This window comes from Corynebacterium diphtheriae (assembly GCF_001457455.1).
GTDB classification, from domain to species: Bacteria; Actinomycetota; Actinomycetes; order Mycobacteriales; family Mycobacteriaceae; genus Corynebacterium; species Corynebacterium diphtheriae.
In genome coordinates, this window is record NZ_LN831026.1 from 865,626 (window position 1) to 890,114 (window position 24,489).

Sequence of the window (24,489 nt, forward strand, 5' to 3'; positions counted from 1 at the left end):
GCTAGTTGTAAGGATCGATGATGACGCGCGTACCTCTTGGTGCTACTTTGCCTGATTTCCCGTGGGACTCGCTTGCCGACGCCAAAAAGACGGCAAGTTCCCACCCCGATGGGTTGATTAACCTCTCAGTCGGCAGCCCTGTCGACGAGGTTGCCCCTGGGATTCGGCTGGCTTTGGCAGAGGCTGCGGCCGCGCCAGGTTATCCGCAGACTATTGGCACCCAAGAGCTGCGCGCTGCCATTGTTGATTCTCTCCAGCGCCGCTATCACGCAACTTCTCTAGGAGGGGTGTTGCCGGTAGTTGGTACTAAAGAAGCGATTGCTTTGCTTCCCACCCTCCTAGGGATTCGCGGTACTGTCGTCATCCCTGAGGTGGCGTACCCGACTTATGAGGTGGGTACTTTGATGGCGGGTGCGACCCCGCTGCGTTGCGACGCCCCCCATGAGCTGTCCAACGATGACATCGATTTGGTCTTTATCAATTCGCCGTCGAATCCCACGGGCCGTGTGGCTTCTGTTGAGGAGCTGCGTTCCATTGTTGCTTGGGGTCAGGCTAACGACGTGATCGTCGCTTCCGACGAGTGTTACCTCGGTTTGGCGTGGGATGGGGAAGCGGTGTCGATTTTGGACCCGCGCGTCAACGATGGCAACCTCTCCAACCTCCTAGCGATTCATTCGTTGTCCAAGTCGTCGAATTTGGCGTCGTATCGCGCCGGTTTCTTGGCCGGAGATGAGGCGCTCATTGCCGAGCTCACCGAAATCCGTAAGCACTCAGGTTTAATGGTCCCAGGCCCCATCCAGGCCGCCATGGTGGAAGCATTGCGTGACGACGACCAGGAAGCACTCCAAAAGCTTCGCTACGCCCGTCGACGTGCGCTCCTCATGCGCGCGCTTATCGACGCCGGCTTTACCGTCGAACACTCCGAAGCCGGTCTGTACCTGTGGGCCACCCGCGGCGAAAACTGCCGTGCCACCGTCGACTGGTTTGCCTCTCATGGCATCTTGGTCGCCCCCGGCGACTTTTATGGCCCCGACGCCCACAACTTCGTGCGTGTCGCTCTGACCACTACTGATGATAATGCCGAAAAAGTGGCGGCCCGCCTCCAAAAGGGGAATTAGTTACCAGAAGGTCGTCCTCCACGATGTCGTCCCCGAAGGCGAGTACGTGGCGGCGTCGGCAGGCGATAGTCCCTTTAGCCCAGGGACCCCGCTTGCCCTTGGCACCCTCCTAGAGAAACCCATCCCCGCATGGTTCTGGCCAGGAGTTCCGGAGGAGCCGTCAACCCCGTTCGACTACACGGTCATTGCGCGCACCCCTGACCTCCTAGTGGTGAATAAGCCATGTTTTCTGCCGGCAACCTCTAATGGACGAATCGTGGCAGAGACGGTGCAAACTCGCGCCCGAATTCACGAAAACAACCCGCACATCGTGCCGCTACATCGTCTCGACCGCCTTACCACCGGCATTCTTTTATGCTCAACCAATCCCGAGACACGAGCCGCTTACCAGCAGCTTTTCCAGCGCAGAGCAATCACCAAGCGCTATATCGCCCACGTCGAGGGCCCGATCCCGTTCGGTCCACAATGGACAGAGATCGAACTAGGAATGCGCAAAATGGGGTCGCGGGTCGTCCGACCCCACAGGCCCTCCTACTCGCACGATGGCGCGTCGACTAGGAGAGGGGGTTGTTGAGCTCCAGCCGGCCACAGGCCATACTCATCAGCTTCGCGTCCTCCTAGCGTGGTTAGGTTGTCCGATCATTGGCGACGACACATATCCCGTCGATCGGCGGCGCAGAATTTACGATTTTTCCAAGAAATTAGAGTTGTACGCCACGTCTTTGGAGTTCGTTGATCCCGTGTCCAATGTGACTAGGCGATTCGCTAGAGGCTAAAATCAAAAAGTTCGCTGTCTCTAGGAGGAAAGACATGACCAACCGAGCAACTGATTCAGTGCTGGGCAATCTTCGTCAGTTCATTATGTTTGGACTGGTTGGTGGCTCGGGCACGATCGTGAACCTCCTAGTCGCGGTGTTGTCGAAGAAGATTGCGTGGTGGACTGCTGGCATAAGCGAGCATGAGCCGTTTTTTAATCTTTTTGGCACGGCGTTTCATATCCGCTGGTATCACGTTTTTATGACGATTGCTTTTGTGGTCGCCAACACGTGGAATTATCAGCTCAATCGCATGTGGACGTTTAAACAAGCCGCAACGTTGTCGTGGTGGCGAGGGTTTTTCCTGTTTTTTATTACTGGTCTTGGCGCGTTTGTTGTTAGTCAGATTATGCTCACGTTGCTCATGAATGTTGAATCGCCTCTGTCTCTTCCTACAGAAATTTTCGACGATTCCTCTGGGCTGCGCACCAAATTCTACTGGGCGAACGCGATTTCAATTCTGGTTGCGATGCCGGTCAATTTTGTGATCAACAAGCTGTGGACTTTCCGTAACCCCAAGGTCCAAGTAGTCGCTGCCGCCGATCCTCACTAGGAGGAGTTAGACGGTCACTCCGAAGTGATCGCATGCCCACACTCGCGCAGAATAGGCCGCGAAGGGCACTCTGGTGCGTCTAGGAGGAAGGCTGGGATCTGCTGGCTGAAATCCTGCGCATCCGCTATGCGGCATGCGTCGAAAGTAGCCGTTTTTGTGCCGTTCTGGGTCGTCATCGTTGCGACGATTATGCGTAGCGCAGGCGGCAACCAAATTGTTTACGTTGGTCTCACCGCCACGCTCCCAGGCTGTGCAGTGGTGGATGTGACTGTTATTGGCTAGCCGATGACAATCCGGATGGCTGCAGGTGAGCTGGTCCGCTGTGATCATGAGCCGCTGTTTATCGTTGGCGTAACGCTTTGTGCGATACAGGTCGACCGGCTCAGGGACGCCCTCATCATTGAGCGCATACAGCATGGCATAGCCGTATTCCTCTAGGAGGTGTTCGGCAAGTTTGTGCGCGGGTATCAGGCTGCCGTCCGTGGTTGCGAGCATTCCGTTACCGCGGTGCGTGTAGCCGTCGGCAGGTAGGAGGATGAGCCCTTCGCGACGTTTCCTCCCTCCTAGAGCGGGGCTGTCCAGGATGGACATGGCAAAGATTTCCGCCATGGCCTGTGAGTAGGAGAGGGAGGGGGTTTTCTTGGTGAGCCAGCGGGCGCCGGCGTGGAGTTTTTCGGCGACGGCGCTAGCGGTGGCGTCGTCAAGCGATGCGTGTATGTGGCGTTGCCCTGCTGCGTCGGTGGATTTTGAGATGCGGACGGCGGGTTTGCGTGGGGTGGCTCCGCATGCGTCGTTGAGGGCGACGACGCGGGTGTTGGCGTGTGCTTTTGCCTCGGCGGGCGTCATGCCGCGGGCTTCGCGATAAAGCCGGAGGCGGAGATCGTCCTTGGTGACGCTGGCTTTCTTGTTGAGTCTTCCTAGCGCAGGATTGATGGCTTTGAGAACCTCAATCCCAAGTCCTAGCTCCTTAGCCACCGAAATGCATTCTTCGCGACTAGGAGAGGGGCGGGGATCGAACAGCTCCTTGGCGAGCTTCATTACCGATCCCACCCACGCCCGATCGAGCGCATAGTCGCGTGTGAGGTCGTCTTGTGTTTTGCCTTGAAGGATCAGTTGGTGGAAGAACTGGAGGATGGCGATTCCGTTTCCGGAGAGGAACTGGAGTACTGCGTGCGTGTTCATACTTCGCACGGTAATGACGATGGCCCGCCTCCTAGTGGTGGAGGCGGGCTTGGGCGTCGTTTTCTGTGGATAACTCCTAGAGGCGTTCTCTAGGAGGGGGAGTTCTGTGGATAACTAGCCTCTCCTGGCAGGAGGGCCTTGTCAAAGGGGCGTTTTACTGCTATGAGGCTGATCGCGAAGAGGATGGCGACCATGGCGATGGCGGAGAGTAGTTCGATGCGTGCGCCGGCGTCGCTAAGCATGAGGACGGCGAGTCCGAAGAGGATGGCGAGTGTGGCGATGGTGAGTCCTGGGAAGGCCCACATGCGTACAGCTAGGTTGCCTTGGAGTGCTTCGAGGCGTCGTCGGAGTTTGAGTTGGGAGACGGCGATGAAGGTCCAGACGGTGAGGAGGGAGGCGCCTGCGGCGTTGAGTAGGAAGGTGAGGAGCCAGCCGGTGTCGACGTAGTTGAGGATCACCATGATGACGCTGAGTACGACGGAGAGCACGATGGCGGGCAGTGGGACTCCGCGGTTGTCGACGCGTGCGAAGATGCTTGGTGCTTGTCGACGTTCCGCGAGGGACATCATCATGCGTGAGCTGGCGTAGATCTGGGCGTTGAATGCGGAGAGCAGGGCGAGCACAATGACGACTTCGATGACGCCTATTACTCCTGGGATGTTTGCCATGGCAAGTACTTGGGAGAAGGGGCTTTCTGCTGCGCTTTTCGCCTTACCTAGAGACGAGTAAGGCAAGAGCAATACGATGATGGCTACTGAGCCGAGGTAGAAGATGCTGATACGCGTGATGGTGGTGCGCACGGCGTTGACGAGCGATTTTTGTGGATCTTCGGATTCTGCCGAGGCGATGGCGACGACTTCGATGCCGCCGAAGCCGAAGGCGACGGCTAGGAGGGCGGCTGCGATTCCTCCTAGTCCGGTGGGCGCGAATCCTTCGGCGCGAACATTGCTGAGCCCAACGAAGTCGTGATTTGGTAGGAGGCCGAGTACTAGGAGGGAGCCGATGATCAAGAAAACGACGAGCACTGCCACTTTGATGAAGGCGAACCAGAATTCGAATTCGCCGAAGGCGCGGACGCGCATGAGGTTGACGAGTCCGAAGAATGCGACGAAGACGAGCGCTGGTATCCATGGTGAGACGCCGAGCCATGAGGCGACGAATCCGGAGGCTCCGGTGATTTCTGCGCCGAGGACTGCGACGGTGGCGAGCCAGTAGACCCAGCCTTGGATGAATCCGGCCCAGTGGCCGATGCCTGCGTCGGCGTATTCGGAGAAGGAGCCGGAGGCGGGGACGACGGATCCCATTTCGCCGAGCATGCGCATGATCATGACGGCGATGAATCCGGCGATGATGTAGGCGATGAGTACGGCGGGTCCTGCTGCTTTGATTCCTACGCCGGTGCCGAGGAAGAGGCCGGCGCCGATGGTGGAGCCGAGTCCCATCATGGTCAGATGGCGGACTTTGAGCCCTTTTGTGAGGGTTGGGGCGGTGTGTTCGGTCATGTGTTTTTTCTGCGGTAAAAAAGGGAGCCGCTCTCTAGGAGGGGCTCCCTTGGTGGTGTGCGGTTAGTTTGCGTGGAGCGCGTCGTTGAGTTCGACTGCTTGGGTTTTCCACGCGGTTGCTTCGATGGCACCGCTGATGGAGTTGCGTCGGAAGAGGATGTTGTTGGCTCCGGCGAGTTCGAGGGCTTTGGTGGTGTCGCCGTCGTTGAGGCCGGTGGCTTCTGCTACGGCGCCGCGGACGATGATTTTGGAACCTGCGGTGACGTAGAGGCCGGCTTCGATGACGCAGTCGTCGCCGAGTGGGATGCCACATCCGGAGTTTGCGCCTAGGAGGCAGCGTTTTCCTAGTGAGATGACTTGTTTGCCGCCGCCGGAGAGTGTGCCCATGATGGAGGCTCCGCCGCCGACGTCGGATCCGTCGTCGACGACGACGCCTGCGGAGATTCGACCTTCGACCATGGAGCTGCCGAGTGTGCCTGCGTTGAAGTTGACGAATCCTTCGTGCATGACGGTGGTGCCTTCGGCGAGGTGTGCGCCGAGGCGGACGCGGTCTGCGTCGCCGATGCGTACGCCGCTGGGGAGGACGTAGTCGACCATGCGTGGGAATTTGTCAACGAGGTAGACGGTGACAGGGCCGCGTGCTTGGAGTTTGGCGCGGGTGATGTCGAAGTTTTTTACTTCGCAGGGGCCGTGGTTGGTCCACACGACGTTGGTGAGCAGTCCGAAGATTCCGTCGAGGTTTTGGCCGTGTGGCTTGACCAGGCGGTGCGAGAGAAGGTGAAGACGCAGGTAGGCGTCGTAGGCGTCGATGGGGGCGGCATCGAGGTCAGCGATCGTTGTGGTGATCGCTTGTCGACGCACCCCGCGATCTGCGTCTTCGCCGACTAGGAGGCGGAGGTGCTCAGGGATGTCGTCGCCGTCTAATACTGTGGTGCCGGTGGTGTCGACGGTGGTGAGCTCTGGTGCTGGGAACCAGGCGTCGAGCACGGTGCCGTCGGCGGTGATGGTGGCAAGTCCTGTTGCTAGTGCTGAAGTCATGGGTGGAAGTCTACTTACTCTTTTTCTTGGTGAAGAATGACACGACTATGAGTAGGAGGAATACGACCGTAACGGAGGTGATCTGGCTGCGGGAGGCGTCGTCAGTCAGCATGAGGACGGTCAGTCCGAGGAATCCTGCGATGGTGACCCAGCCGAGCCATGGGAAGCCCCACATACGCACGGTGGTGATTTCTCCGTTGCGGACGAGTTCTGGGTGCAGTTTGAGGTATGCGAAGGCGATGATGACCCAGATGACGATCAGGCATCCGCCTACAGCGTTGAGGAGGAAGTTGAGGAGGCCTGCGGGGTTCCAGTACTGCAGTCCTACGGAAACGAATGCGAAGAACATGCTGAGGAGTACGGCTGGCATGGGGACGCCGGAGGGGTTGGTGGCTGCGAAGATCTTGGGGGCGTCGCCACGTTCTGCGAAGGAGTGGACGATGCGTGAGGTGGCGTAGATTTGGGCGTTGAATGCCGAAAGGAGTGCGAGGACGATCACGGCTTCCATGAATCCGACCACACCAGGAATGTTGGCCATGCCAAGGATGATGGTGAAGGGGGAGTCTGCTGCGCTCTTGGCGCCTCCGATGCTGGAGAATGGGATGAGGAAGCAGATCACAAGGACAGAGCCCAGGTAGAACAAGGAGATACGCCAGATCACGGAGCGCACGGCTGTGGCGATGGCAGTCTTGGGATCTTCGGATTCCGCTGCGGCGATGGTGACGATCTCGATACCACCGAAAGCGAAGGCGACGGCTAGGAGGCCGGTGGCTACACCTGAGATACCATTAGGCATAAATCCGTCGCCGAGGAAGTGCTGGGTTCCTACGAAGTCATAGTTGGGTAGTAGCCCGAAGATGAGCAGTACGCCGATGACGAGGAAGAGAATAATGACGGCAACCTTGATAAAAGCAAACCAGAATTCGAATTCGCCAAAGCCGCTGACACGTGCGAGGTTGACGACTGCGAAGAAGATAACGCAGATGAGAGCTGGGATCCATGGTGCGATGCCGAACCATTGACCCATGATGGCTGCGGCGCCGGTCATTTCGGCACCGAGGACCATAGTGAGCATGAACCAGTAAAGCCAGCCGAGGCTGAAGCCGGCCCAGTGGCCGAATGCCTGCTCGGCGTAGACGGAGAAGGATCCGGAGGCTGGGCGGGCGGCCGCGAGCTCTCCGAGCATTTGCATCACGAATACGACGAAGATGCCTGCGAGGACGTAGGCGATGAGTACGGCGGGTCCTGCTGCTGCAATTCCAACGCCGGTTCCGAGGAAGAGGCCGGCTCCGATGGCGGAGCCGAGTCCCATCATTGTTAGGTGCCGAGTTTTTAGGCCTGTGCCAAGCTCGGTCTCAGTGGTTGCTTGTGTCATAGATCTGAGAATAAACTCCCAAGGTCCGTTGCATATAATCTACGGCAAGTTAATTTTATGCGGGGGTGTCTATGTGGGGCGAACGACGGGCTCCGGTCGGCCACTTTCGGCATGAATTTGCCAGTCCGATTGACCGTCAAGAATCGCAGCTGCGGCGGTGACGTCGCGGTCTGCAAAGTACACCATCGTCTCCTTGTCGATCACCACATTGTTGCCCACGCGGACGTTGTCGCCAAGGTTGATCCCCATGACAGCAGAACCCAATCCGAACACGCAATTAGCACCAACGCGCAGCTGAGCATGGGGCTTATCAGGAACAATCGAGGCCGAAATGCCGAGATCGACGTTGTCACCTACCACTGTTCCGGAATACAAACGGCCTTCAATTCGACCAGCGCCAAGGGTGCCTGCATTGAAAGAAACATATCCTTCTCGCAAAACCTTGGTGCCTTCTGCAAGATAGGCGCCCAAGCGGACACGTTCCGCTTCGGTGATTTCTACCCCTGTGGGAACCACATAATCGACCATGCGGGGTAAACGATCAATACCATAGACGTGAATAAGGCCACGGTTGCGTAGCGACATTCTGATGTTTTCAAAATTTTCCGGCAAACAAGGACCCTTGTTCGTCCACACCACTCGAGAAAGAATGCTCATCGCATTATCCATATTGATCTCGAGAGGTCGCACCAAACGATGCGACAACAGATGCAGACGCAGGAACACATCGTGGGCGTCGATAGGCGGGGTATCTAAATCGCCAATGTAGGTTCGCACGGCAACTTGCTCCACCAAACGGTCTTCGTCGAGACGCACAAGGCTCAAAAGCTTAGGTGGCAGATCCTGAGCTCCAAGCCTTTCCGTGTAGGAGGGAGAAGTGCTGGCAGGGACTAATTCTGGGGTTGGGTACCAGGTATCAAGGACTTCGCCGTTCATGGCAATGTTGGCGATACCGATGGCAGTGGCACCGAATTGACTCATAATTAAATACCTTAACGGAGCAGGCATGATTTGAAGAAGTTAGCGCTTCCCCTCCTAGAGGCGCGGTATTGTCGATGCCATGCTCGATTTGACTACGAATCCCATTGACCTCACCCGCGCACTTGTTGATATAGAAAGCCCCTCCCATTACGAAAAGAACATAGCCGACGCCATCGAGCAGGCTCTTCATGCCATCGACAATGTTGAAGTGCTACGCCACGGCAATACTCTTGTTGCTCGTACCCATCGAGGACTAGGAGAAAGGGTAATCCTCGCCGGCCACATCGACACCGTCCCAATAGCCGACAACGTTCCTAGCCACATGGAAGGCGACGTAATGTTCGGCTGCGGCACCGTCGATATGAAATCGGGCATGGCTGTCTATCTTCATGCCTTTGCCACCTTGGCTAACCACCCAGCGCTGGCGAAGGACTTGACCGTCGTCTGTTATGAGGGCGAGGAAGTCGCTAGTGAATACAACGGGCTGGGGCATGTGCAGGCAGCTCACCCCGACTGGTTAAGTGGCGATCTCGCCCTCCTAGGCGAGCCTTCCGGTGCTGTGATCGAAGCTGGATGCCAAGGAACGATTCGTTTGCGCGTCACCGCCCATGGTGTGCGCGCACACTCGGCACGGTCGTGGCTAGGAGACAACGCCATGCACAAATTAGCGCCAGTTATTACGAATATCGCACAATACGACGCCCAAGAAGTGCTTGTCGACGGCTGCCTCTATCAGGAGGGCCTCAACATCGTGCATTGCGAGTCTGGAGTTGCCACGAACACTATCCCCGATGAGGCCTGGATGTTTGTTAACTTCCGTTTCGCACCTAATAGGAGTGTTGACGAAGCCCTAGCCCACATGCTGGAGGTGTTGGATCTACCCGAGGGGGTGACCTATGACATCGACGATGCTGTTCCAGGGGCACGTCCGGGTTTGGATCGTCCGGCAGCTGCCGCCCTCCTAGAGGCGACAGGCGGAAAATTCCGCGCAAAGTACGGTTGGACGGATGTGTCGAGGTTTTCTGAGATTGGTGTTCCAGCGGTGAACTTTGGTCCTGGGGATCCGGCATATTGCCATAAAAAAGACGAACAATGCCCAGTCAGCATGATTACCGAAGTCTCTCGCACGCTGGTGCACTATCTCACGAGTACGAATTCCCAGACGACAGGAGCCTGATTGCTTTATGACTACTCAACCGCAACGCAATGAACGTCATCTGTGCGGGCCAGTGTTGGTGCGAGGCAAAAAGAATCAATCGCCAAGTACCTACGATCAACGCCTCCTAGAGCTTCCTGCTGATCATGATTGGTTGCACGCCGATCCGTGGCGTGTACTGCGAATCCAAAGTGAATTCGTCGCAGGTTTCGATGCCTTATCACAACTACCTCCGGCTGTAACCGTGTTCGGCTCGGCCCGCGTTGCACCCAATCACCCGTACTACGACCAAGGCGTTTGTCTAGGAGAGGGGTTGGTGCGTGCCGGCTACGCTGTGATCACCGGTGGCGGCCCTGGTCTTATGGAGGCCGCAAACAAGGGTGCTTTTGATGCCGATGGTTATTCGGTGGGGTTGGGCATTGAGCTTCCTCACGAGCAAGGCATTAACGACTACGTTGATCTGGGCTTGCACTTTAGGTACTTCTTTGCACGCAAGACGATGTTTTTGAAGTATTCGCAGGCGTTTGTATGCCTTCCGGGCGGTATGGGCACTCTGGATGAGCTCTTCGAGGTGTTGTGCATGGTCCAGACCGGCAAAGTGACCAATTTTCCTATCGTTTTGTTGGGCACCAGTTTCTGGGGTGGGCTTGTCGACTGGATCAAGCAGCGCCTGGTAGGAGAAGGCATGATTTCCGAGGAAGATTTGTCCTTGTTCTTAGTCACTGATTCGGTCGACGAGGCGGTGGAGTTCATTCGCCAAGCGCACCGCAGAATGATGCACGTTGATGACTAGGAGTGCGTTTCAACACGATCCCGAGTGCGCAACGGTCATGGCGATCGTTAATCGCACCCCAGATTCCTTTTACGACCACGGTGCGACCCATGCGTTAGCAGATGCCATAACACGCGCCAGTGCTGTGATTGCGCAGGGGGCGGGGATCGTCGATATTGGTGGGGTCAAGGCAGGTCCTGGCCCTTATGTCTCTCCTAGTGAGGAGATTGAACGGGTGGTACCAGTTATCGACGCAGTTCACCGTGCGCACCCCGAGATCACCATTTCGGTAGATACGTGGCGTGCCGAGGTCGCTGATGTGGCGATCCGCGCCGGGGCGTCGTTAGTAAACGACACGTGGGCCGGCCATGATCCGGAGCTTGCCGAGGTAGCGGGACATTATCGCGTGGGATACGTGTGTTCTCATACGGGAGGCGTAGCGCCACGCACCCGCCCGCACCGCGTGCGTTTCGACGACATCGTTGCCTCTGTTATTGAGGAAACAACAGCTCAAGCTGAGCGGGCGGTTCGCCTTGGTGTTCCTGAGGACCGCATTCTTATCGACCCCACCCATGATTTTGGCAAGAACACCTTTCATGGATTGGAGCTGCTGCGGCGTATCGATGAGATTGTGGCAACCGGTTGGCCAGTACTGATGGCCTTGTCTAACAAAGATTTTGTAGGAGAGACACTGGCTCGCCCTGTCGATCAGCGTGTAGCCGGAACCCTTGCAGCTACAGCATGGGCAGCGGCTCATGGAGTTGCGGCTTTTCGTTCGCACCAAGTCGCAGAAACCGTCGACGTGATCCGCATGACCGCCGCAATCCAAGGACGCGTGTCACCTCTGGCTACCACACGGGGGCTTGTATGAACGTCTCCGTAGTAATTCCTGCCCTCAACGAGGAAGCAACCGTGGCCGATGTGGTCGCATTGTCTAGGAGGGGGAGTGACGAGGTCATCGTCATCGACTCCGACTCCACAGATGCCACCGCCGCCCGTGCGAAAGCGGCCGGAGCGAGCGTCGTTAATTGGCGCGACGTTGTGTCCTTGCCTCCGATCCCTGGTAAAGGCGAAGCCCTATGGCGGGGCGTTGCTGCCGCACGTGGCGATGTTGTTGTCTTCTTAGACGCTGATCTCACAGAAATTTCGCCCACTATTGTCGAGGACCTCGCTCGTCCGTTTATCGACGATTCCGTCATGCTTGCGAAAGCCGCCTACACCCGTGGCGATGCGTCTGGCGGCGGCGGGCGCGTGACCGAGTTGACCGCCCGCCCCCTCCTAGAGGCGTTCTTCCCTGAGCTGGGGTTTGTGCGTCAGCCTCTAGGAGGGGAGTATGCCATTCGGCGCAGCGCAGCTCTTGATCTACCGTTTGTTGGCGGATATGGCGTTGAGGTTGGTTTGCTTATCGACGTCTTCCGCTGCTTCGGTGCAGCGTCGATTGCGGAGGTTGAGGCTGGGCATCGTGGTCATCGTCACCGTCCGTTGCGTGAGCTTGCTCCTATGTCACGCGTGGTGGCGTCGACAATTCTGCAGCGTGCTGGTGTGGCTTCGGGGCTGGATGGGGTTGGACAGCGCCCTGCGATATCCTCCTTAGAAAGTGGCGTAGGAAAGGTGTGAGTTGATGCTGTGGTGGATTGTTCTCCTCCTAGTCATGATGGTGGCTGTGGTGGTGTTGACCTTTGGGTTTGGTTCGGTGTTTGGTCGTGGCGATGGTGTGGTTTTGCCGGAGGTCGATCAGTTGATGGTGTCTAATGAGCGTGCGGTTCGTCGGGGCAGGGTGGATGATGTCCGCTTTGATTCGGCGCTGTGGGGGTATAACCAGCAGCAGGTAGATCAGGTGATTGCGGCCTTGGAGTCTGAGATTGACCAGCTCAAGGGGCAGACACGGGGTTTCAAATGAGGGTAGACTGAAATGCAGTCTCGTATCTTTGTGATATGTGGCGGCTTTTATTATTTGAATAAGCATGTAAGGAATCGGTGATCTGCATGGCAGCCATGAAACCCCGCACGGGAAACGGTCCAATGGAGGCGGTTTTTGAGAGTCGTAAGATTGTGATGCGTATTCCTACCGATGGTGGTGGCCGCTTGGTCATCGAGATGAATAAAGAAGAGGCAGCAGAGCTGGGTGCTTTGCTGACAGAAGTTTCGCAGTAGTTTTGCACAATAAGGAGTAGCCCTAGGTGCTGTCGCATGTTGTAGATGTTCTTGCGGATCCCATGGATGGTTCTGCGTTGACGCTTGTCGACGATAACCGCCGTCTGGTGTCTGAATCCGGCCATAGTTTTGATATTGCACGTCAGGGGTATGTGATCCTCGCTGGCGGTGCAGGTATTCGATACGTTGGCGATGATTCTTCTATGATCCACGCCCGCGAGACGTTCCTTTCGGGTGGCCATTTCGCGCCATTCGTCGAGGCCGTGAGTAATTCCGTTCACCTCGCCTTGGATGAGGCTAATGTTCCGGATGATGCCTCTCCTGTGATTTGTGAGGTCGGTGCCGGCACTGGCTACTACTTGGCACATGCACTGGATGACATTGAGAACTCTCGCGGCATTGGCATTGACGTTTCTGTGCCAGCGGCGAAGATGTTGAGCAAGTGCCATCCACGCGTGGGCGCTGTCGTAGCAGATGCATGGTCGCGATTGCCGCTTCGCGACGCCTCTATCGATGCCATTACCGTTGTCTTTGCACCTCGTAACGCCTCCGAGTTCGCCCGTGTGCTCAAACCTGGCGGCCAAGTTATCGTATTGACAGCCGACGCAGGTCACCTCGAAGAACTGCGCGAGCCTCTGGGCATTATCGGCGTGGAAAAGGACAAAGTCCAACGCATGATTGATCAAGCAGCAGACAACCTTGTGCCTGTTTCTGATCCAGAACCCATTGAGTTCACCATGCACTTAGATCAAGACTCCATCGCCTCCCAGATCGGTATGAGCCCCTCAGCTCGCCATATTCACCCCGATGTACTAGGAGAGAGGATTGCCACCCTCCCTAGTGTCATGGACGTGACCGCGCGTGCGATGATCACACGTTTTGCCAAGATCGATTAGTTCTTAACCAAAAAGATGGCGACGGGAATTATTCCCGTCGCCATCTTTTATGCTCGTTTAGCCGAGTGGCTTTGTCACGTCGCTGCGGAGGATGTCAGCGCCGTCGCTTGCCTGCGGTGTAAAGGCTTCACAGTAGCCGTTGAAGTACACACGGCTAGCCATGGCGATTTGTCCGCCGTCAGCGAAGACTTCCACGGTGGAACCGTCAACGATGATTGTTACGGAGTCGGTGTCGTCTTCTGTCAATGGTGCAACGGCGATGTCATCGCCTTCGTGGTGAGGATTCATGGAGCGATCGAGCTCTAGGAGGTCGCCATAGTGAGTAATCTTTGCGGCGATATTTCCGGTGGTATCGACGAGCTCCACGGTTACTTTCTCTCCTAGAGGTACGTCTAGGAGGCCAGTCCACATGATTGCGTGGTCGGAGTCGCGGATGGCGTCGGGAAGCCCTGCGACGGGGGTGTGGTAGATCTTTCCGCCTTGGAGGGTCATGCGTCGTGGTAGTGAGAGGCAGTTGGCCCATTGTTCTTCGCGGAAGCTGAGGTGGGTGGTGGCGTCGTCGAGACGTCCGATTCCGTTCATGAGTCCGAAGACGTGGGCGTGGCTGTAGCGGTGTTCGGGGGCCACGCTGCTGCTGAGGTGGGAGGTGTAGTTGGTGTTGCGTGGTCGGGTGAAGTCGTGTCCGTAGTCGATGCGGGTGAAGGGGGAGACGACGGTGAAGATGTTGTTGTGGAGTTTGCCAACGAGGTAGCCGGAGCGGTCGATGCCGCCGATTTCGATGGTGACGATGAGGATGTCGTAGACGTTTTGGTCGATTTCGTCGCGGAGGCGAATGATTCGTGGTGCGACGAGGCGTTCGCCTTCGATGCCGGAGTTTCCTACGACTTTTAGTGGTCCGCGTAGTTCCCAATCGGTTCCGTTTTCGGAGTCGAGGATGACGAGGGTGGGTTCGTCCATGTCGCCGGTGACAGCGAGCATGATCCAACCGGAGTGGCCTTCGTCGCGGTCATCGGCGGTGACCCAGTTGGGAACTACACAGGGGGAGCGGAAGTTGGTGTAGCCGCCTTGGTCTGTGACTACTTGTCCGAGCCTTGTGACGTGGGGGTCGGTGGTTGTCGCATCATCGTTGACGTCATAGGTGGTGGCGTCTAGATCGGTGATTTCGGCCAGATGGATTGAGTCGCCTTCGTTTGTGATGCTGGTGAAATAAAGGCGGGTGGTGTTGCCATCAGAGGTGACAGATCCTGCGCGCAGTCGGATTTCGTCTCCTTGTGGGGCGATAACGTCATCACAGATTTCCCAGTTAAAGGGGGCGGTGGTGGCGTAGTCGTGGGCCCAGCGGGAGGGCGCTGTCGCTTTGGGGCGGAACTGATGGAAGAGGTGCCACGTGGTGCCGTCGAAAAGCGCACCTGCAGGGGCATCGAGGATTCCGATTTCTGGGGTGACATGGAGTTCTGGCCGATGTGTCATCGCGGTGGGTTAGCCTTTCACTTCGGTTGCGTGGATTTGTGCGTCGAGGTCGTCTGGCGCCAAGGATGCTTTGCTGAAGTCTTGGGTCAGCGGCAGGCGCAGCTGGAGGTCGGTTCCTGGGCAGACTTCGATGGTGCCTTCAGACATGGTGAAGTCGAGGACGTGGCCGCCGCTGGTGCGGTCGGTGTCGATGAAGTGGACGTGGCAGCCAGGTACGCCTATGCCTTTTTCATAGATGGGGGTTCTAAAACCAGCTACGACACCGGAGACGTTGGTGAATTCGAGTTCGGCGTCGTCGCCAGTCGCTTGTGTCATCGGGCGGTAAGGGCGTTCTTGCTTGGTCACGGTGCGGACGCTGACTGATGAGAACATTCCGGAAATACGTACCGCATACATGTAGTTTTCGCTGGGTAGGAGGGAGGTGATGAAGTCACTGAGTTCGCTCCTGTGCATGCCTCGTGGTACACGAGCTTTAAGCCGTGGCACAAAGTTTGTGGCGATGGCGAATGGACTGCGTTGTGTAAGCGCTGCTTCACTGGCGGATCCGTCGCCACGAAGTTGGTAGCAGACTCCGTCGAGGATGACCATTTCCCCGTCGAGGGCATCAAATGTGCCTATGCCGAAGTTGCCGTGTCCCAGTAATTCGCCGATGGAAATTTCACCGTCATAGATACCGTCTAGGAGGGCGGTCATGAGTGAGCTTTGGAAAATCGTATGGCGCTCAGCGAGCAGCGCGTTATGGTCATCCATGCCCGCCCACCATAGTCGTGTGGGCGGGATTTTGCAGCGGACCCCCTATTTTCTATAGGAGGGAGGAGTACACATCGACGGTTTGTTGTGCGATGGAGTCCCACGAGAACTCGGATACTGCGCGGTTGCGTCCTGCTATACCGAAAGCTGCGGCGCGTTTTCGATCGGCGACCATGGCGTTGACGGCTTCGGCGAGGTCGTGTTCGAAGGTATCGGTGTCGTTGGGGTCGTAGTGGACGAGGCTTCCGGTGGTGCCGTCGACGACTACCTCGGGGATTCCGCCCACATCTGAGGCGACAACGGCGGTGGCGCATGCCATGGCCTCGAGATTGACGATTCCGAGTGGTTCGTAGATGGAGGGGCAGACGAAAGCGTCAGCGGCGGTGAGGATCTCTTGAATCTTGTCCTTGCTCAGCATTTCTTGTACCCAAACAACGCCTTCGCGTTCTGCTTGTAGTTCTTCTACGAGGTGTTGGGTGCGTGCCGCAATTTCTGGGGTGTCGGGGGCTCCGGCGCACAAAACGAGCTGGACTCCTGGGCTGAAGTAGCGAGCGGCTTTGACTAAGTGTTCCACGCCTTTTTGGCGTGTGATTCGGCCAACAAAGGCGACTATGGGCTGGTCTGGTTTGATCCCGAGGTCGCGGAGTACTGAGTGTTCGGCGTCGTCAAAAGTGGGGCGTGGTTGCCAAAGCTGTGTGTCGATGCCGTTGAGTACGACGCGGATTTTATCGGCGTCGATGCGCGGGTAAGCACGCAGAATAGCGTCTTTCATTCCGGCTGACACTGCGATCACAGCGTCGGCGTATTCCATGGCATTTTGTTCTGACCAGGAGGAAACATCGTAGCCACCACCAAGTTGTTCCCGCTTCCATGGGCGGTCGGGTTCGAGGGAGTGGGCTGTGACGATGTGGGGTACTTCGTGAAGAAGCCCCGCTAGATGCCCTCCTAGTCCCGTGTACCACGTGTGGGAGTGGACTACATCAGCGTGGGCTGCGGCGTGTGCCATGCGTAGTCCTGTGGACATGGTTTGTAGGGCGGCGTTGGCCGAGGTGAGTTCAGGGTCAACGCCATAGGTGTAGACGTTGTCTTCGTTTCGTGGAGCGCCCATGCAATGGACGTCGACGTCGACAATGTCGCGCATGTGGCGGGTGAGCTCGGCGACGTGAACTCCTGCACCGCCGTAGATCTCAGGTGGGTATTCTTTGGTCATCATCGCAACTCTCATACTTCCGAGAGTAACGGGCTATGGACCATTTTGTGGGGTGTTCTGTGTCTTATTGTTGGCAAACCTGCCCGCGGGGCGGAAATTCTCGATAGATTGGGCTTTGTGAGGAGTAAACAGAACGTTTTAGCAATTGTCCTTGCCGGTGGAGAAGGTAAGCGGCTGTTCCCGCTCACCGAAGATCGTGCCAAGCCAGCTGTTCCTTTCGGCGGTACGTACCGGCTTATCGATTTCGTGTTGTCTAACCTAGTCAATGCCGGATATTTAAAGATTTGTGTGCTGACTCAGTACAAGTCTCATTCCCTTGACCGCCATATTTCCCAGGCGTGGCAGTTCAGCGGCCCTACCAGTCAGTACATTGCGTCGGTGCCGGCGCAGCAGCGTTTGGGGAAGCGCTGGTACATGGGCTCCGCGGATGCAATTTTGCAGTCGTTGAACTTGGTGTACGACGAGCGTCCTGATTATGTTTTGGTGTTTGGTGCTGACCATGTTTACCGCATGGATCCTGAGCAAATGGTGGCAGACCATATTGCTTCAGGTAAGGCCGTGACCGTTGCAGGAATTCGTGTGCCTCGTTCGGAAGCGAGCGCATTTGGTTGCATTCAAGCAGATGAAAATAACAACATCACTGAGTTTTTGGAAAAGCCAGCGGATCCTCCCGGTACGCCTGATGATCCGTCGATGACGTTTGCCTCCATGGGAAATTACGTCTTTTCTACAGATGCCCTCATTCAGGCGTTGAAAGAAGACGAAAACAATCCCGATTCCGAGCACGATATGGGTGGAGACATCATCCCATATTTCGTGAGCATGGGTCAGGCGAATGTTTACGACTTCAACAAGAATGTTGTGCCTGGTTCCACCGACCGTGATCGGGCTTACTGGCGCGACGTTGGTACCGTCGACGCCTTCTACGAGGCGCATATGGATTTGATCTCTGTGCACCCAGTGTTCAACCTCTACAACCAGCAGTGGCCTATTCGTTCCACCGAGCGTGGCGACCTGCCACCAGCGAAGTTCGTTCAGGGTGGTATCGCACAGGCTTCTATGGTTGCCCAAGGCTCCATCGTGTCCGGTTCTACTGTGCGTAACTCGGTTGTCTCTACTGATGTTGTGGTGGAAGAAGGCGCCACAGTCGAAGGCTCCGTGATTATGCCAGGTGCGCGCATCGGCAAGGGGGCAGTGGTGCGTCACTGCATCTTGGATAAGAACGTGGTCGTTTCCGACGGTCAAGTCATTGGCGTTGATCGTGAGCGCGATGAGCTACGCTTCCAGATCAGCCCAGGTGGCGTGGTAGTCGTCGGTAAGAACTCCGTCGTATAAAATCTAAGGGAGGCATCGATTGCTTGTCGACGCCTCCCTCTGTAGTTTCCACCGAGCGTTAAAGCTTGGTAATAAGCGTTGTTCCCCCTCCTAGTGGAAGGCGGCACACGACAACCTGATCGAGGTTGCGAACATAATCATCTGCCTCACGAGCTGCAACCGTTTCTCGATCTTTGCGCGTGGAATCAGCCACGGTGCCGTCGAGAAGCGTGTCAGGTAGAACTAGGACGCCGCCGCTGGCAAGCAGTGGCAGGGAAGCGTCGATAAATGCGCGAAGGTCAAGAGGGGCTACTTCGCCGAAAATGACCTGATACTGGCCTCGTGCTAATCGTCCCATCACATCCAGTGGACGAGAGGGCAAAAACCTAATCCGTGAGGAACCATAGCCCGCATCGCGGAAAGCTTTCTTGGCGCGTTTTTGGTGCTCAGGCTCCGGATCGATACACGTCAAGATGCCTTTTTCGCCAAGGCCGGCTAGGAGGTGGAGGCCCACCACACTCGCTGCTGGGGTAACCGCAATAGCGCCGTGGGCGCGCGATACCCCCGCCAACGTGGTCAACAGCTGGCCCGTAATGGAATCGGGGACATGGAGCCCAAATTCCTGCGCATCCTCGCGCGCGGTGGCTAAAGCGTCACTCACGTCGGTCGTGGAGTCAATGTAGTTGCGAATAAAGTCTGATGGAGCGTTCACAATCGACAGTGTATGTCTAGGAGGAGGGGATTGTGGTGGCGACATGGGCCCAACACCAAAGGTTGTGACGCCTGTTAACAGTGTGAATGCTGCAAACAGATCACCATAAGGTCACAATCTGAGAACAATTATGCGTTGCCAGCCTTTTTGCAGGAACTTGGCTGGTTTTCCTCAGAACAGTCCGGCACAATCAACAACCATGACATACACGCACGGCTCCGCCCTCCCTAGCACCGACGACGTCACCATCGACGCCGACGTAGCCACCGAGGAATTGACTGGAACCGCAGCTTTCGACGCAGGCGTAGGCGACATGCCTTCATGGGAAGAACTCGTTGCCCAACACGCCGATAGCGTTTACCGTCTAGCCTTCCGCCTTTCCGGTAATCAGCACGACGCGGAAGACTTGACCCAAGAAACCTTCATGCGTGTATTCCGGTCGCTCAAAGGCTATCAACCTGGAACCTTCGAAGGCTGGTTGCACCGTATCACCACCAACTTATTCCTCGACATGGTGCGCCACCGTACAAAAATTCGTATGGAGGCCCTACCTGAAGATTACGAACGCGTTCCAGGTACGGACATGACGCCCGAGCAGGCGTACAACGTGTCTAACTTGGATCCAGCGCTTCAAAAGGCTCTCGACGACCTCAGCCCTGACTTCCGCGTCGCCGTCGTGCTTTGCGACGTCGTAGGCATGAGCTATGACGAAATCGCAGACACCTTAGGTGTGAAAATGGGCACCGTTCGTTCCCGAATCCACCGCGGACGCTCCCAATTGCGTGCACATTTGGAGAACCAAGCAACCAGCGATGAAGGTGCCCAACTCCTCCTAGCCACTGGGAGATAAAATCGGGGTACAGTTCGATGGCGGAGGTGACTATTACCAGATGAAAAAAGAACACTCCCCTAAAAACAAGGTGCGTCACTTCGCATCAGTGGAGCATCTCAACCCCGAGGCTGTGGCAGCTTTTGTTGACAACGAGCTCAGCCCCGCGGCAGCACATCGTGCCAAAATTCATCTGGTTCACTGCCCCGAGTGCAGGGAGGAAATCCATCGCCAGCGTCGCGCAGCCGATCGGCTTCGCGACGGCAACAATTCGGACATGCGGCCTTCTTCTGATTTGATCGCCAAACTGCAATCGATTGCTGCTTGTTGCCCCGATGGGCCTACGGCGGAGGAAGTGCCGTTATCCCCCCAATCCCTCCTAGACAAATTGGATGGGGTTGCTAGAAATATTTACAAAACTACAAAGACTCTTCGTGAGGCACGCAACGAAGCCTTGCGACAGTACGATCGTTAAAATTTCGGTCAACAGGCTAGAGTAGGAGGGGTGTTTTCCTCCATTGGCTGGCCAGAAATCTTCACGGTTCTCATTCTCGGATTGATCATCATTGGTCCTGAGCGACTCCCGAAAGTTATCGAGGACGTTCGCGCTGCGATTTATGCGGCAAAAAAGGCCATTAACAATGCCAAAGAAGAGCTCAATGGCAATTTGGGTACGGAGTTTGATGAGTTCCGTGAACCGATTAACAAGATCGCGTCTATTCAACGCATGGGGCCCAAAGCGGTGCTCACTAAAGCTTTGTTTGATGAGGACGAAAACTTCATGGACAACTTTGATCCGAAAAAGATCATGGCCAGTGGCACTGAAGGCGAGGCATACCGCGAGCGTGGCATAAATCCGCAGCCCGCTGGTGATTCAGCCTCTCCTCAAACTCCAAGCAACAAAGAATCCCAGCCAAAGGCGGGCTTCAGCTGGGATGACATCACTTAGTTTTAGTGGCTAGTAACTCCTAGCCCGAGTGGTTTTCCAGCTAAGGAATCACGGCGGACGACGAGCTTGTCTGCAATCTTATGGATTGCAGCGCCAGTTGGCGACTGGGGATCGCTGACTGCGATAGGAGTGCCTGCGTCGCCGCCTTCTCGCAAGCGTGGGTCGAGCGGCACGCTGCCTAGGAGGGGGACGGGGGTACCCGTGAGGGTCTTGAGCCGATCTGCCATCGCCTGTCCGCCGCCGCTGCCGAACACATCCATGGTGCTGCCGTCTGGGAGGACCATGGATCCCATGTTTTCGATCACGCCGGCGATTTTTTGGTTGGTTTGGATGCTGATGGAACCGGCACGTTCGGCTACTTCGGCTGCTGCAGATTGTGGTGTGGTGACCACGAGGAGTTCTGCGTTGGGGACGAGTTGTGCCACGGAGATGGCGATGTCGCCTGTTCCTGGTGGGAGGTCTAGGAGGAGGATGTCGAGGTCGCCCCAGAATACGTCGGCTAGGAATTGTTGGATGGCTCGGTGGAGCATGGGGCCGCGCCATACGACGGGTGCGTTTCCTTCGACGAAGTGTGCGATGGAGATGAGTTTTACGCCGTGGGCTTGTGGTGGCATGATCATGTCGTCGACGGCGTGGGGGCGGTCGGTGGAGCCGAGCATGCCTGGTACGGAGTGGCCGTAGATGTCGGCGTCGAGGACGCCTACTTTGAGTCCGTGTGCGGCGAGGGCGGTGGCGAGGTTGACGGTCATGGAGGACTTGCCGACGCCGCCTTTGCCGGATGCTACTGCGAATACTCGTGTTGTGGATTCGGGTTGTGCGAAGGGAATGACGGGTTCGTCGACGCTGCCGCGTAGCGACATTCGTAGTTCACGACGTTGTTCGTCACTCATGACGTCGGTGCCGACGTTGACTGTGCCGACGCCGTCGATGTCTTCAATTGCTGCCTTGGTGTTGGTGACCAAGGTGTTTTTCATGGGGCAGGCAGCGATGGTGAGATAGATGTCTACGTCGACGTTATTGCCGTCGATGTTGATGGATTTCACCATGCCGATTTCGGTGATCGGCTTGCCGATTTCGGGGTCTTCGACGCGGGCGAGGGCTGCGCGCACGTCAGATTCAGTCAGTGTATGTGTCATCGATGTGTTAGGTTACTCGTTTTTATCGTGCTCGCGAAGGTCACCTTGGGTGGGGTCGGAGATCTCTTCGTGGCCGGATTCGTTAATTTGGTGGATTAGTGCGACACGCGATGCGGCTTCGTCGTCTAGTTTGGCTTCGATGCGGTCGAGCATGTTCTGTAGGTCTTCGAGCTCGTGGCGCAGGTAGTCACGAGAAACCATGTCACCCACGGCAAGGCGCAGGCCGGCGAGCTCACGGGTAATAAATTCCGTGTCTGCTTTGGTTTCAAAGGCGCGACGACGATCTTCGTTTAAGGAGACTCGGTCGCGGTCCTCTTGACGGTTTTGCGCTAGGAGGATGAGAGGCGCTGCGTAGGCTGCCTGCGTAGAAAACGCAAGGTTGAGCAGGATGAAGGGATAGGGGTCCCATTGCCAAACGAAAACCCCGCAGTTGAGTGCAACCCACAGCACCACGAAGACGGTTTGCCACATGAGGTAGGTGCCGGTGCCGAAGAATCGTGCGATTTTTTCGGCGTAGGCGCCGATGGTGTCGTCGTCAAGTTTGAGAAAGCTGCGGCGTTGTTTGAGAAATGGGGTGTCGAGCTCGGAACGGTTGTTGTATTCCGCCATGAGCTACACCTCCTTTGGTGTTTCGTCGGGGCGAATGCCGGTGTCGCGCCAGTCGTCGGGGAGCATGTGGTCGAGGAGGTCGTCGACGGCCACCGCGCCTAGGAGGTGGTTGTCGTTGTCCACGACGGGGCCGCATACAAGGTTGTAGGTAGCAAAGTAGCGTGCGGCTGTTTCTTGGGAGTCACTGGCCCATAACGGTGGCAAGTCGGGGTCGAGGATGCCGGAGACGAGCTCGCTAGGAGGTTCGCGCAGGAGTTTTTGCAGGTGTACGCATCCTAAGTACTTGCCGGTGGGGGTTGCCGTTGGCGGGCGGACGACGAACACAATGCTGGCCAGTGAGGTGGGCAAGTCAGGGTTGCGTGCTAGCGCGAGTGCTTCTGCGACGGTTGTTTGTGGGGAGAGGATGAGTGGTTCGGGCGTCATGAGTGCACCGACGGTGTCGGGGCTAAAACTCATCAGGCGGCGCACGGGGGCGGACTCTTCTGGGTCCATGAGCTCTAGGAGGACGTCGGCTTTGTCGTCATCGAGTTCGCCAAGGAGGTCTGCGGCATCGTCGGGGTCCATTTCTTCGAGGACGTCGGCGGCACGTTCGATGTCGAGGGTTTCGATGAGTTCTGCTTGGCGGTCTTCGGACATTTCTTGCAGGACGTCGGCGAGGCGGTCGTCGTCAAGCTCTTTGGCTACGTTGGCGCGTTGGGCGTCGGGTAGCTCGTAGAGGACGGTGGCGATGTCGGCGGGGCGCATGTCTTCGAATTCTGCGATGAGTTCGGCGGCTGCGTCGGTGATTCCTACACCACCTGCGGAGATGCCGTGGACGTGCGACCATGGGCAGGTGAACAGTTCGGGGCGGCGTCCGAATTTGGGGCGTTCGCCTATGACCGCAACACGTGAGATTGCCCAGTCGCGGGTGCGGGTGCGTTCTAGCTCGATGTCTGCGACTTCGACGGGGCGCCCGTGGAGGTGATCGAGTTCGGGGTCGTCGATGTGGACTTTGGAGCCGACGATATCGGCGATGATCGCCACCTCGCCGTTTCTCGGTTTGTATGCGCGTAACGACACTGATCCAGAAACCAGCGTAATTTCCTGAGGCTCGATAGCAGCAACGCGAAGCATGGGAAGGAAGATCTTCCGATTGTTCATCATCTCGACAACCAAACCCAAAACGCGCGAGGGTTGGCCGTTGGGGCGAACATTGACAATTACGTCGCGTACACGGCCTATGGCATCAGTATCGGGCCCGCGGACAATCATGCCGGCGAGACGTCCTGCATACACACGTGTCACTTGACTCATAACGGCCAGTCTACGTGCTTCAAGGCGATGAACCACATCGGAACTATCTTTGTGACTCAGTCGTTGACTAGGAGGAGAACATCACCGAACGAATATGTTGTGCGTACCGCACGAGGAGAATACTGATGACCCTCAACTTCAATGCTCGTCCTAGCGACAACACCCCAGCCCAGCTGCGTGATCGTGCTAAGCCTGAAGGCTGGCCGGTTGGTTCATTTGAGTCCTATGCGCAGGCTCAGGCGGCCGTGGATATGTTGGCGGACAACAACTTTCCGGTGGATAAGCTCACCATCGTGGGTGTAGATCTCATGGAAGTAGAGCGAGTAGTGGGCAAACTCACATGGGGGAGGGTACTCATTGGCGGAGCTGCTTCCGGCGCTTGGATGGGCCTTTTTGTCGCCGTTGTGATGGGCATGGTGTCAGGAACTTGGGGAGCAGCACTTATGATGGGTATCCCGCTTGGCGTCGTGTTTGGTATGGGGCTTGCCGCCGTGCAATACGCTTCCACGAACGGGAAACGTGACTTCGCTTCTAGTACGCATATCGTCGCAGGGCGTTACGACGTCCTCTGTCATCCGAGTGCTGCACGAGAAGCACGGGATGCCATTGCTAACTACATGCGCTCTGCGCGATAAGCTAGACGCAGATGAACGTTGCTAAACGCGGAAAGGGGCC

The 24,489-nt window shown here is 56.8% G+C and carries 26 protein-coding genes and 1 pseudogene; 15 read left to right on the forward strand and 12 right to left on the reverse strand.

All coding sequences use genetic code 11. The features are described 5' to 3' along the window. Window positions 1-20 precede the first annotated feature (20 nt). From dapC to AT687_RS04275, 3 genes and pseudogenes are all read left to right on the forward strand, one after another. Complete coding sequence (dapC, locus tag AT687_RS04265) at window positions 21-1,118, forward strand: succinyldiaminopimelate transaminase (RefSeq protein WP_014318902.1); 1,098 nt, start codon at window positions 21-23, stop codon at window positions 1,116-1,118. A 46-nt stretch (window positions 1,119-1,164) separates the two neighbouring features. Further along, window positions 1,165-1,894, forward strand: a pseudogene (locus AT687_RS04270) (pseudouridine synthase). 34 nt (window positions 1,895-1,928) lie between these two features. Further along, window positions 1,929-2,486, forward strand: coding sequence for a GtrA family protein (locus AT687_RS04275; protein WP_014308207.1), 558 nt, complete (start codon window positions 1,929-1,931; stop codon window positions 2,484-2,486). 6 nt (window positions 2,487-2,492) lie between these two features. Here the strand turns inward: AT687_RS04275 and AT687_RS04280 are convergent, their stop codons facing one another. From AT687_RS04280 to AT687_RS04300, 5 genes are all read right to left on the reverse strand, one after another. Continuing rightward, window positions 2,493-3,668 carry an HNH endonuclease signature motif containing protein gene (locus AT687_RS04280; RefSeq protein WP_014318903.1) on the reverse strand — a complete coding sequence of 392 codons (1,176 nt, stop codon included), beginning with the start codon at window positions 3,666-3,668 and terminating at the stop codon, window positions 2,493-2,495. An 89-nt stretch (window positions 3,669-3,757) separates the two neighbouring features. Beyond that, complete coding sequence (locus tag AT687_RS04285) at window positions 3,758-5,170, reverse strand: amino acid permease (RefSeq protein WP_014318904.1); 1,413 nt, start codon at window positions 5,168-5,170, stop codon at window positions 3,758-3,760. A 63-nt stretch (window positions 5,171-5,233) separates the two neighbouring features. Further along, window positions 5,234-6,208, reverse strand: coding sequence for a 2,3,4,5-tetrahydropyridine-2,6-dicarboxylate N-succinyltransferase (gene dapD, locus AT687_RS04290; RefSeq protein WP_014318905.1), 975 nt, complete (start codon window positions 6,206-6,208; stop codon window positions 5,234-5,236). 10 nt (window positions 6,209-6,218) lie between these two features. Next, window positions 6,219-7,583: an amino acid permease gene (locus AT687_RS04295; RefSeq protein WP_010934714.1), complete on the reverse strand. Its 1,365-nt coding sequence runs from the start codon at window positions 7,581-7,583 to the stop codon at window positions 6,219-6,221. Between the two features lie 69 nt (window positions 7,584-7,652). Next, window positions 7,653-8,564, reverse strand: coding sequence for a DapH/DapD/GlmU-related protein (locus AT687_RS04300; protein ID WP_014316612.1), 912 nt, complete (start codon window positions 8,562-8,564; stop codon window positions 7,653-7,655). Window positions 8,565-8,643: 79 nt separating this feature from the next. On the opposite strand from AT687_RS04300, the gene dapE reads away from it, so the two are divergent. The 7 genes from dapE (at window position 8,644) to AT687_RS04330 (ending at window position 13,542) form a co-directional block, all read left to right on the forward strand. Continuing rightward, window positions 8,644-9,741: a succinyl-diaminopimelate desuccinylase gene (gene dapE, locus AT687_RS04305; RefSeq protein ID WP_014318906.1), complete on the forward strand. Its 1,098-nt coding sequence runs from the start codon at window positions 8,644-8,646 to the stop codon at window positions 9,739-9,741. Window positions 9,742-9,748: 7 nt separating this feature from the next. After that, window positions 9,749-10,513 (forward strand): LOG family protein, encoded by a 765-nt coding sequence (locus AT687_RS04310; protein WP_003850958.1) that lies wholly within the window; start codon window positions 9,749-9,751, stop codon window positions 10,511-10,513. Continuing rightward, window positions 10,506-11,363, forward strand: coding sequence for a dihydropteroate synthase (gene folP / locus AT687_RS04315; protein WP_003850960.1), 858 nt, complete (start codon window positions 10,506-10,508; stop codon window positions 11,361-11,363). The genes AT687_RS04310 and folP overlap by 8 nt, the downstream gene beginning before the upstream one ends. Next, a complete protein-coding gene (locus AT687_RS04320) occupies window positions 11,360-12,109 on the forward strand; it encodes a glucosyl-3-phosphoglycerate synthase (RefSeq protein WP_003850962.1) in 750 nt (249 codons plus the stop codon). The genes folP and AT687_RS04320 overlap by 4 nt, the downstream gene beginning before the upstream one ends. Window positions 12,110-12,113: 4 nt before the next feature. After that, a complete protein-coding gene (locus tag AT687_RS04325) occupies window positions 12,114-12,392 on the forward strand; it encodes a hypothetical protein (protein ID WP_003850966.1) in 279 nt (92 codons plus the stop codon). An 86-nt stretch (window positions 12,393-12,478) separates the two neighbouring features. Beyond that, window positions 12,479-12,646: a DUF3117 domain-containing protein gene (locus tag AT687_RS11850; protein ID WP_003850969.1), complete on the forward strand. Its 168-nt coding sequence runs from the start codon at window positions 12,479-12,481 to the stop codon at window positions 12,644-12,646. A gap of 26 nt (window positions 12,647-12,672) precedes the next feature. Next, window positions 12,673-13,542 (forward strand): methyltransferase domain-containing protein, encoded by an 870-nt coding sequence (locus AT687_RS04330; protein ID WP_014318907.1) that lies wholly within the window; start codon window positions 12,673-12,675, stop codon window positions 13,540-13,542. A gap of 57 nt (window positions 13,543-13,599) precedes the next feature. Here AT687_RS04330 and AT687_RS04335 read toward each other — a convergent pair whose 3' ends face one another. Genes AT687_RS04335 through glgA form a run of 3 tightly spaced genes read right to left on the reverse strand, consistent with a single transcriptional unit; the run spans window position 13,600 to window position 16,987 of the window. Further along, window positions 13,600-15,012: a GH32 C-terminal domain-containing protein gene (locus AT687_RS04335; RefSeq protein ID WP_003850973.1), complete on the reverse strand. Its 1,413-nt coding sequence runs from the start codon at window positions 15,010-15,012 to the stop codon at window positions 13,600-13,602. Window positions 15,013-15,021: 9 nt separating this feature from the next. Continuing rightward, window positions 15,022-15,762 carry an acetolactate decarboxylase gene (gene budA, locus AT687_RS04340; RefSeq protein ID WP_003850974.1) on the reverse strand — a complete coding sequence of 247 codons (741 nt, stop codon included), beginning with the start codon at window positions 15,760-15,762 and terminating at the stop codon, window positions 15,022-15,024. Window positions 15,763-15,814: 52 nt separating this feature from the next. Next, window positions 15,815-16,987: a glycogen synthase gene (gene glgA / locus AT687_RS04345; RefSeq protein WP_003850976.1), complete on the reverse strand. Its 1,173-nt coding sequence runs from the start codon at window positions 16,985-16,987 to the stop codon at window positions 15,815-15,817. A 93-nt stretch (window positions 16,988-17,080) separates the two neighbouring features. On the opposite strand from glgA, the gene glgC reads away from it, so the two are divergent. Next, window positions 17,081-18,307, forward strand: a complete 1,227-nt coding sequence (gene glgC / locus AT687_RS04350) for a glucose-1-phosphate adenylyltransferase (protein ID WP_014318908.1) — start codon at window positions 17,081-17,083, stop codon at window positions 18,305-18,307. Window positions 18,308-18,365: 58 nt separating this feature from the next. Here the strand turns inward: glgC and AT687_RS04355 are convergent, their stop codons facing one another. After that, complete coding sequence (locus AT687_RS04355; protein ID WP_003850980.1) at window positions 18,366-19,043, reverse strand: O-methyltransferase; 678 nt, start codon at window positions 19,041-19,043, stop codon at window positions 18,366-18,368. A gap of 154 nt (window positions 19,044-19,197) precedes the next feature. On the opposite strand from AT687_RS04355, the gene sigE reads away from it, so the two are divergent. The 3 genes from sigE to tatB are packed head-to-tail and all read left to right on the forward strand — an operon-like array spanning window position 19,198 to window position 20,776. Continuing rightward, complete coding sequence (sigE, locus tag AT687_RS04360) at window positions 19,198-19,848, forward strand: RNA polymerase sigma factor SigE (protein WP_021334972.1); 651 nt, start codon at window positions 19,198-19,200, stop codon at window positions 19,846-19,848. Between the two features lie 40 nt (window positions 19,849-19,888). Then, a complete protein-coding gene (locus tag AT687_RS04365) occupies window positions 19,889-20,302 on the forward strand; it encodes an anti-sigma factor family protein (protein WP_003850985.1) in 414 nt (137 codons plus the stop codon). A 30-nt stretch (window positions 20,303-20,332) separates the two neighbouring features. Further along, window positions 20,333-20,776 (forward strand): Sec-independent protein translocase subunit TatB, encoded by a 444-nt coding sequence (gene tatB, locus AT687_RS04370; RefSeq protein ID WP_003850987.1) that lies wholly within the window; start codon window positions 20,333-20,335, stop codon window positions 20,774-20,776. A gap of 2 nt (window positions 20,777-20,778) precedes the next feature. On the opposite strand, the gene AT687_RS04375 is transcribed toward tatB, so the two are convergent. The 3 genes from AT687_RS04375 to AT687_RS04385 are packed head-to-tail and all read right to left on the reverse strand — an operon-like array spanning window position 20,779 to window position 23,814. Continuing rightward, entirely contained in the window at window positions 20,779-21,912 is a 1,134-nt protein-coding gene (locus AT687_RS04375; RefSeq protein WP_003850990.1) for an Mrp/NBP35 family ATP-binding protein, read from the reverse strand. Window positions 21,913-21,924: 12 nt separating this feature from the next. Further along, a complete protein-coding gene (locus AT687_RS04380) occupies window positions 21,925-22,521 on the reverse strand; it encodes a DUF1003 domain-containing protein (protein WP_003850992.1) in 597 nt (198 codons plus the stop codon). Window positions 22,522-22,524: 3 nt separating this feature from the next. After that, entirely contained in the window at window positions 22,525-23,814 is a 1,290-nt protein-coding gene (locus AT687_RS04385) for a magnesium transporter MgtE N-terminal domain-containing protein (RefSeq protein WP_010934729.1), read from the reverse strand. A gap of 125 nt (window positions 23,815-23,939) precedes the next feature. Between AT687_RS04385 and AT687_RS04390 the strand changes: the two genes are divergently transcribed. Further along, on the forward strand, window positions 23,940-24,449 hold the full coding sequence (locus tag AT687_RS04390) for a YflT domain-containing protein (RefSeq protein WP_014301711.1): 510 nt from the start codon (window positions 23,940-23,942) through the stop codon (window positions 24,447-24,449). Window positions 24,450-24,489 lie beyond the last annotated feature (40 nt).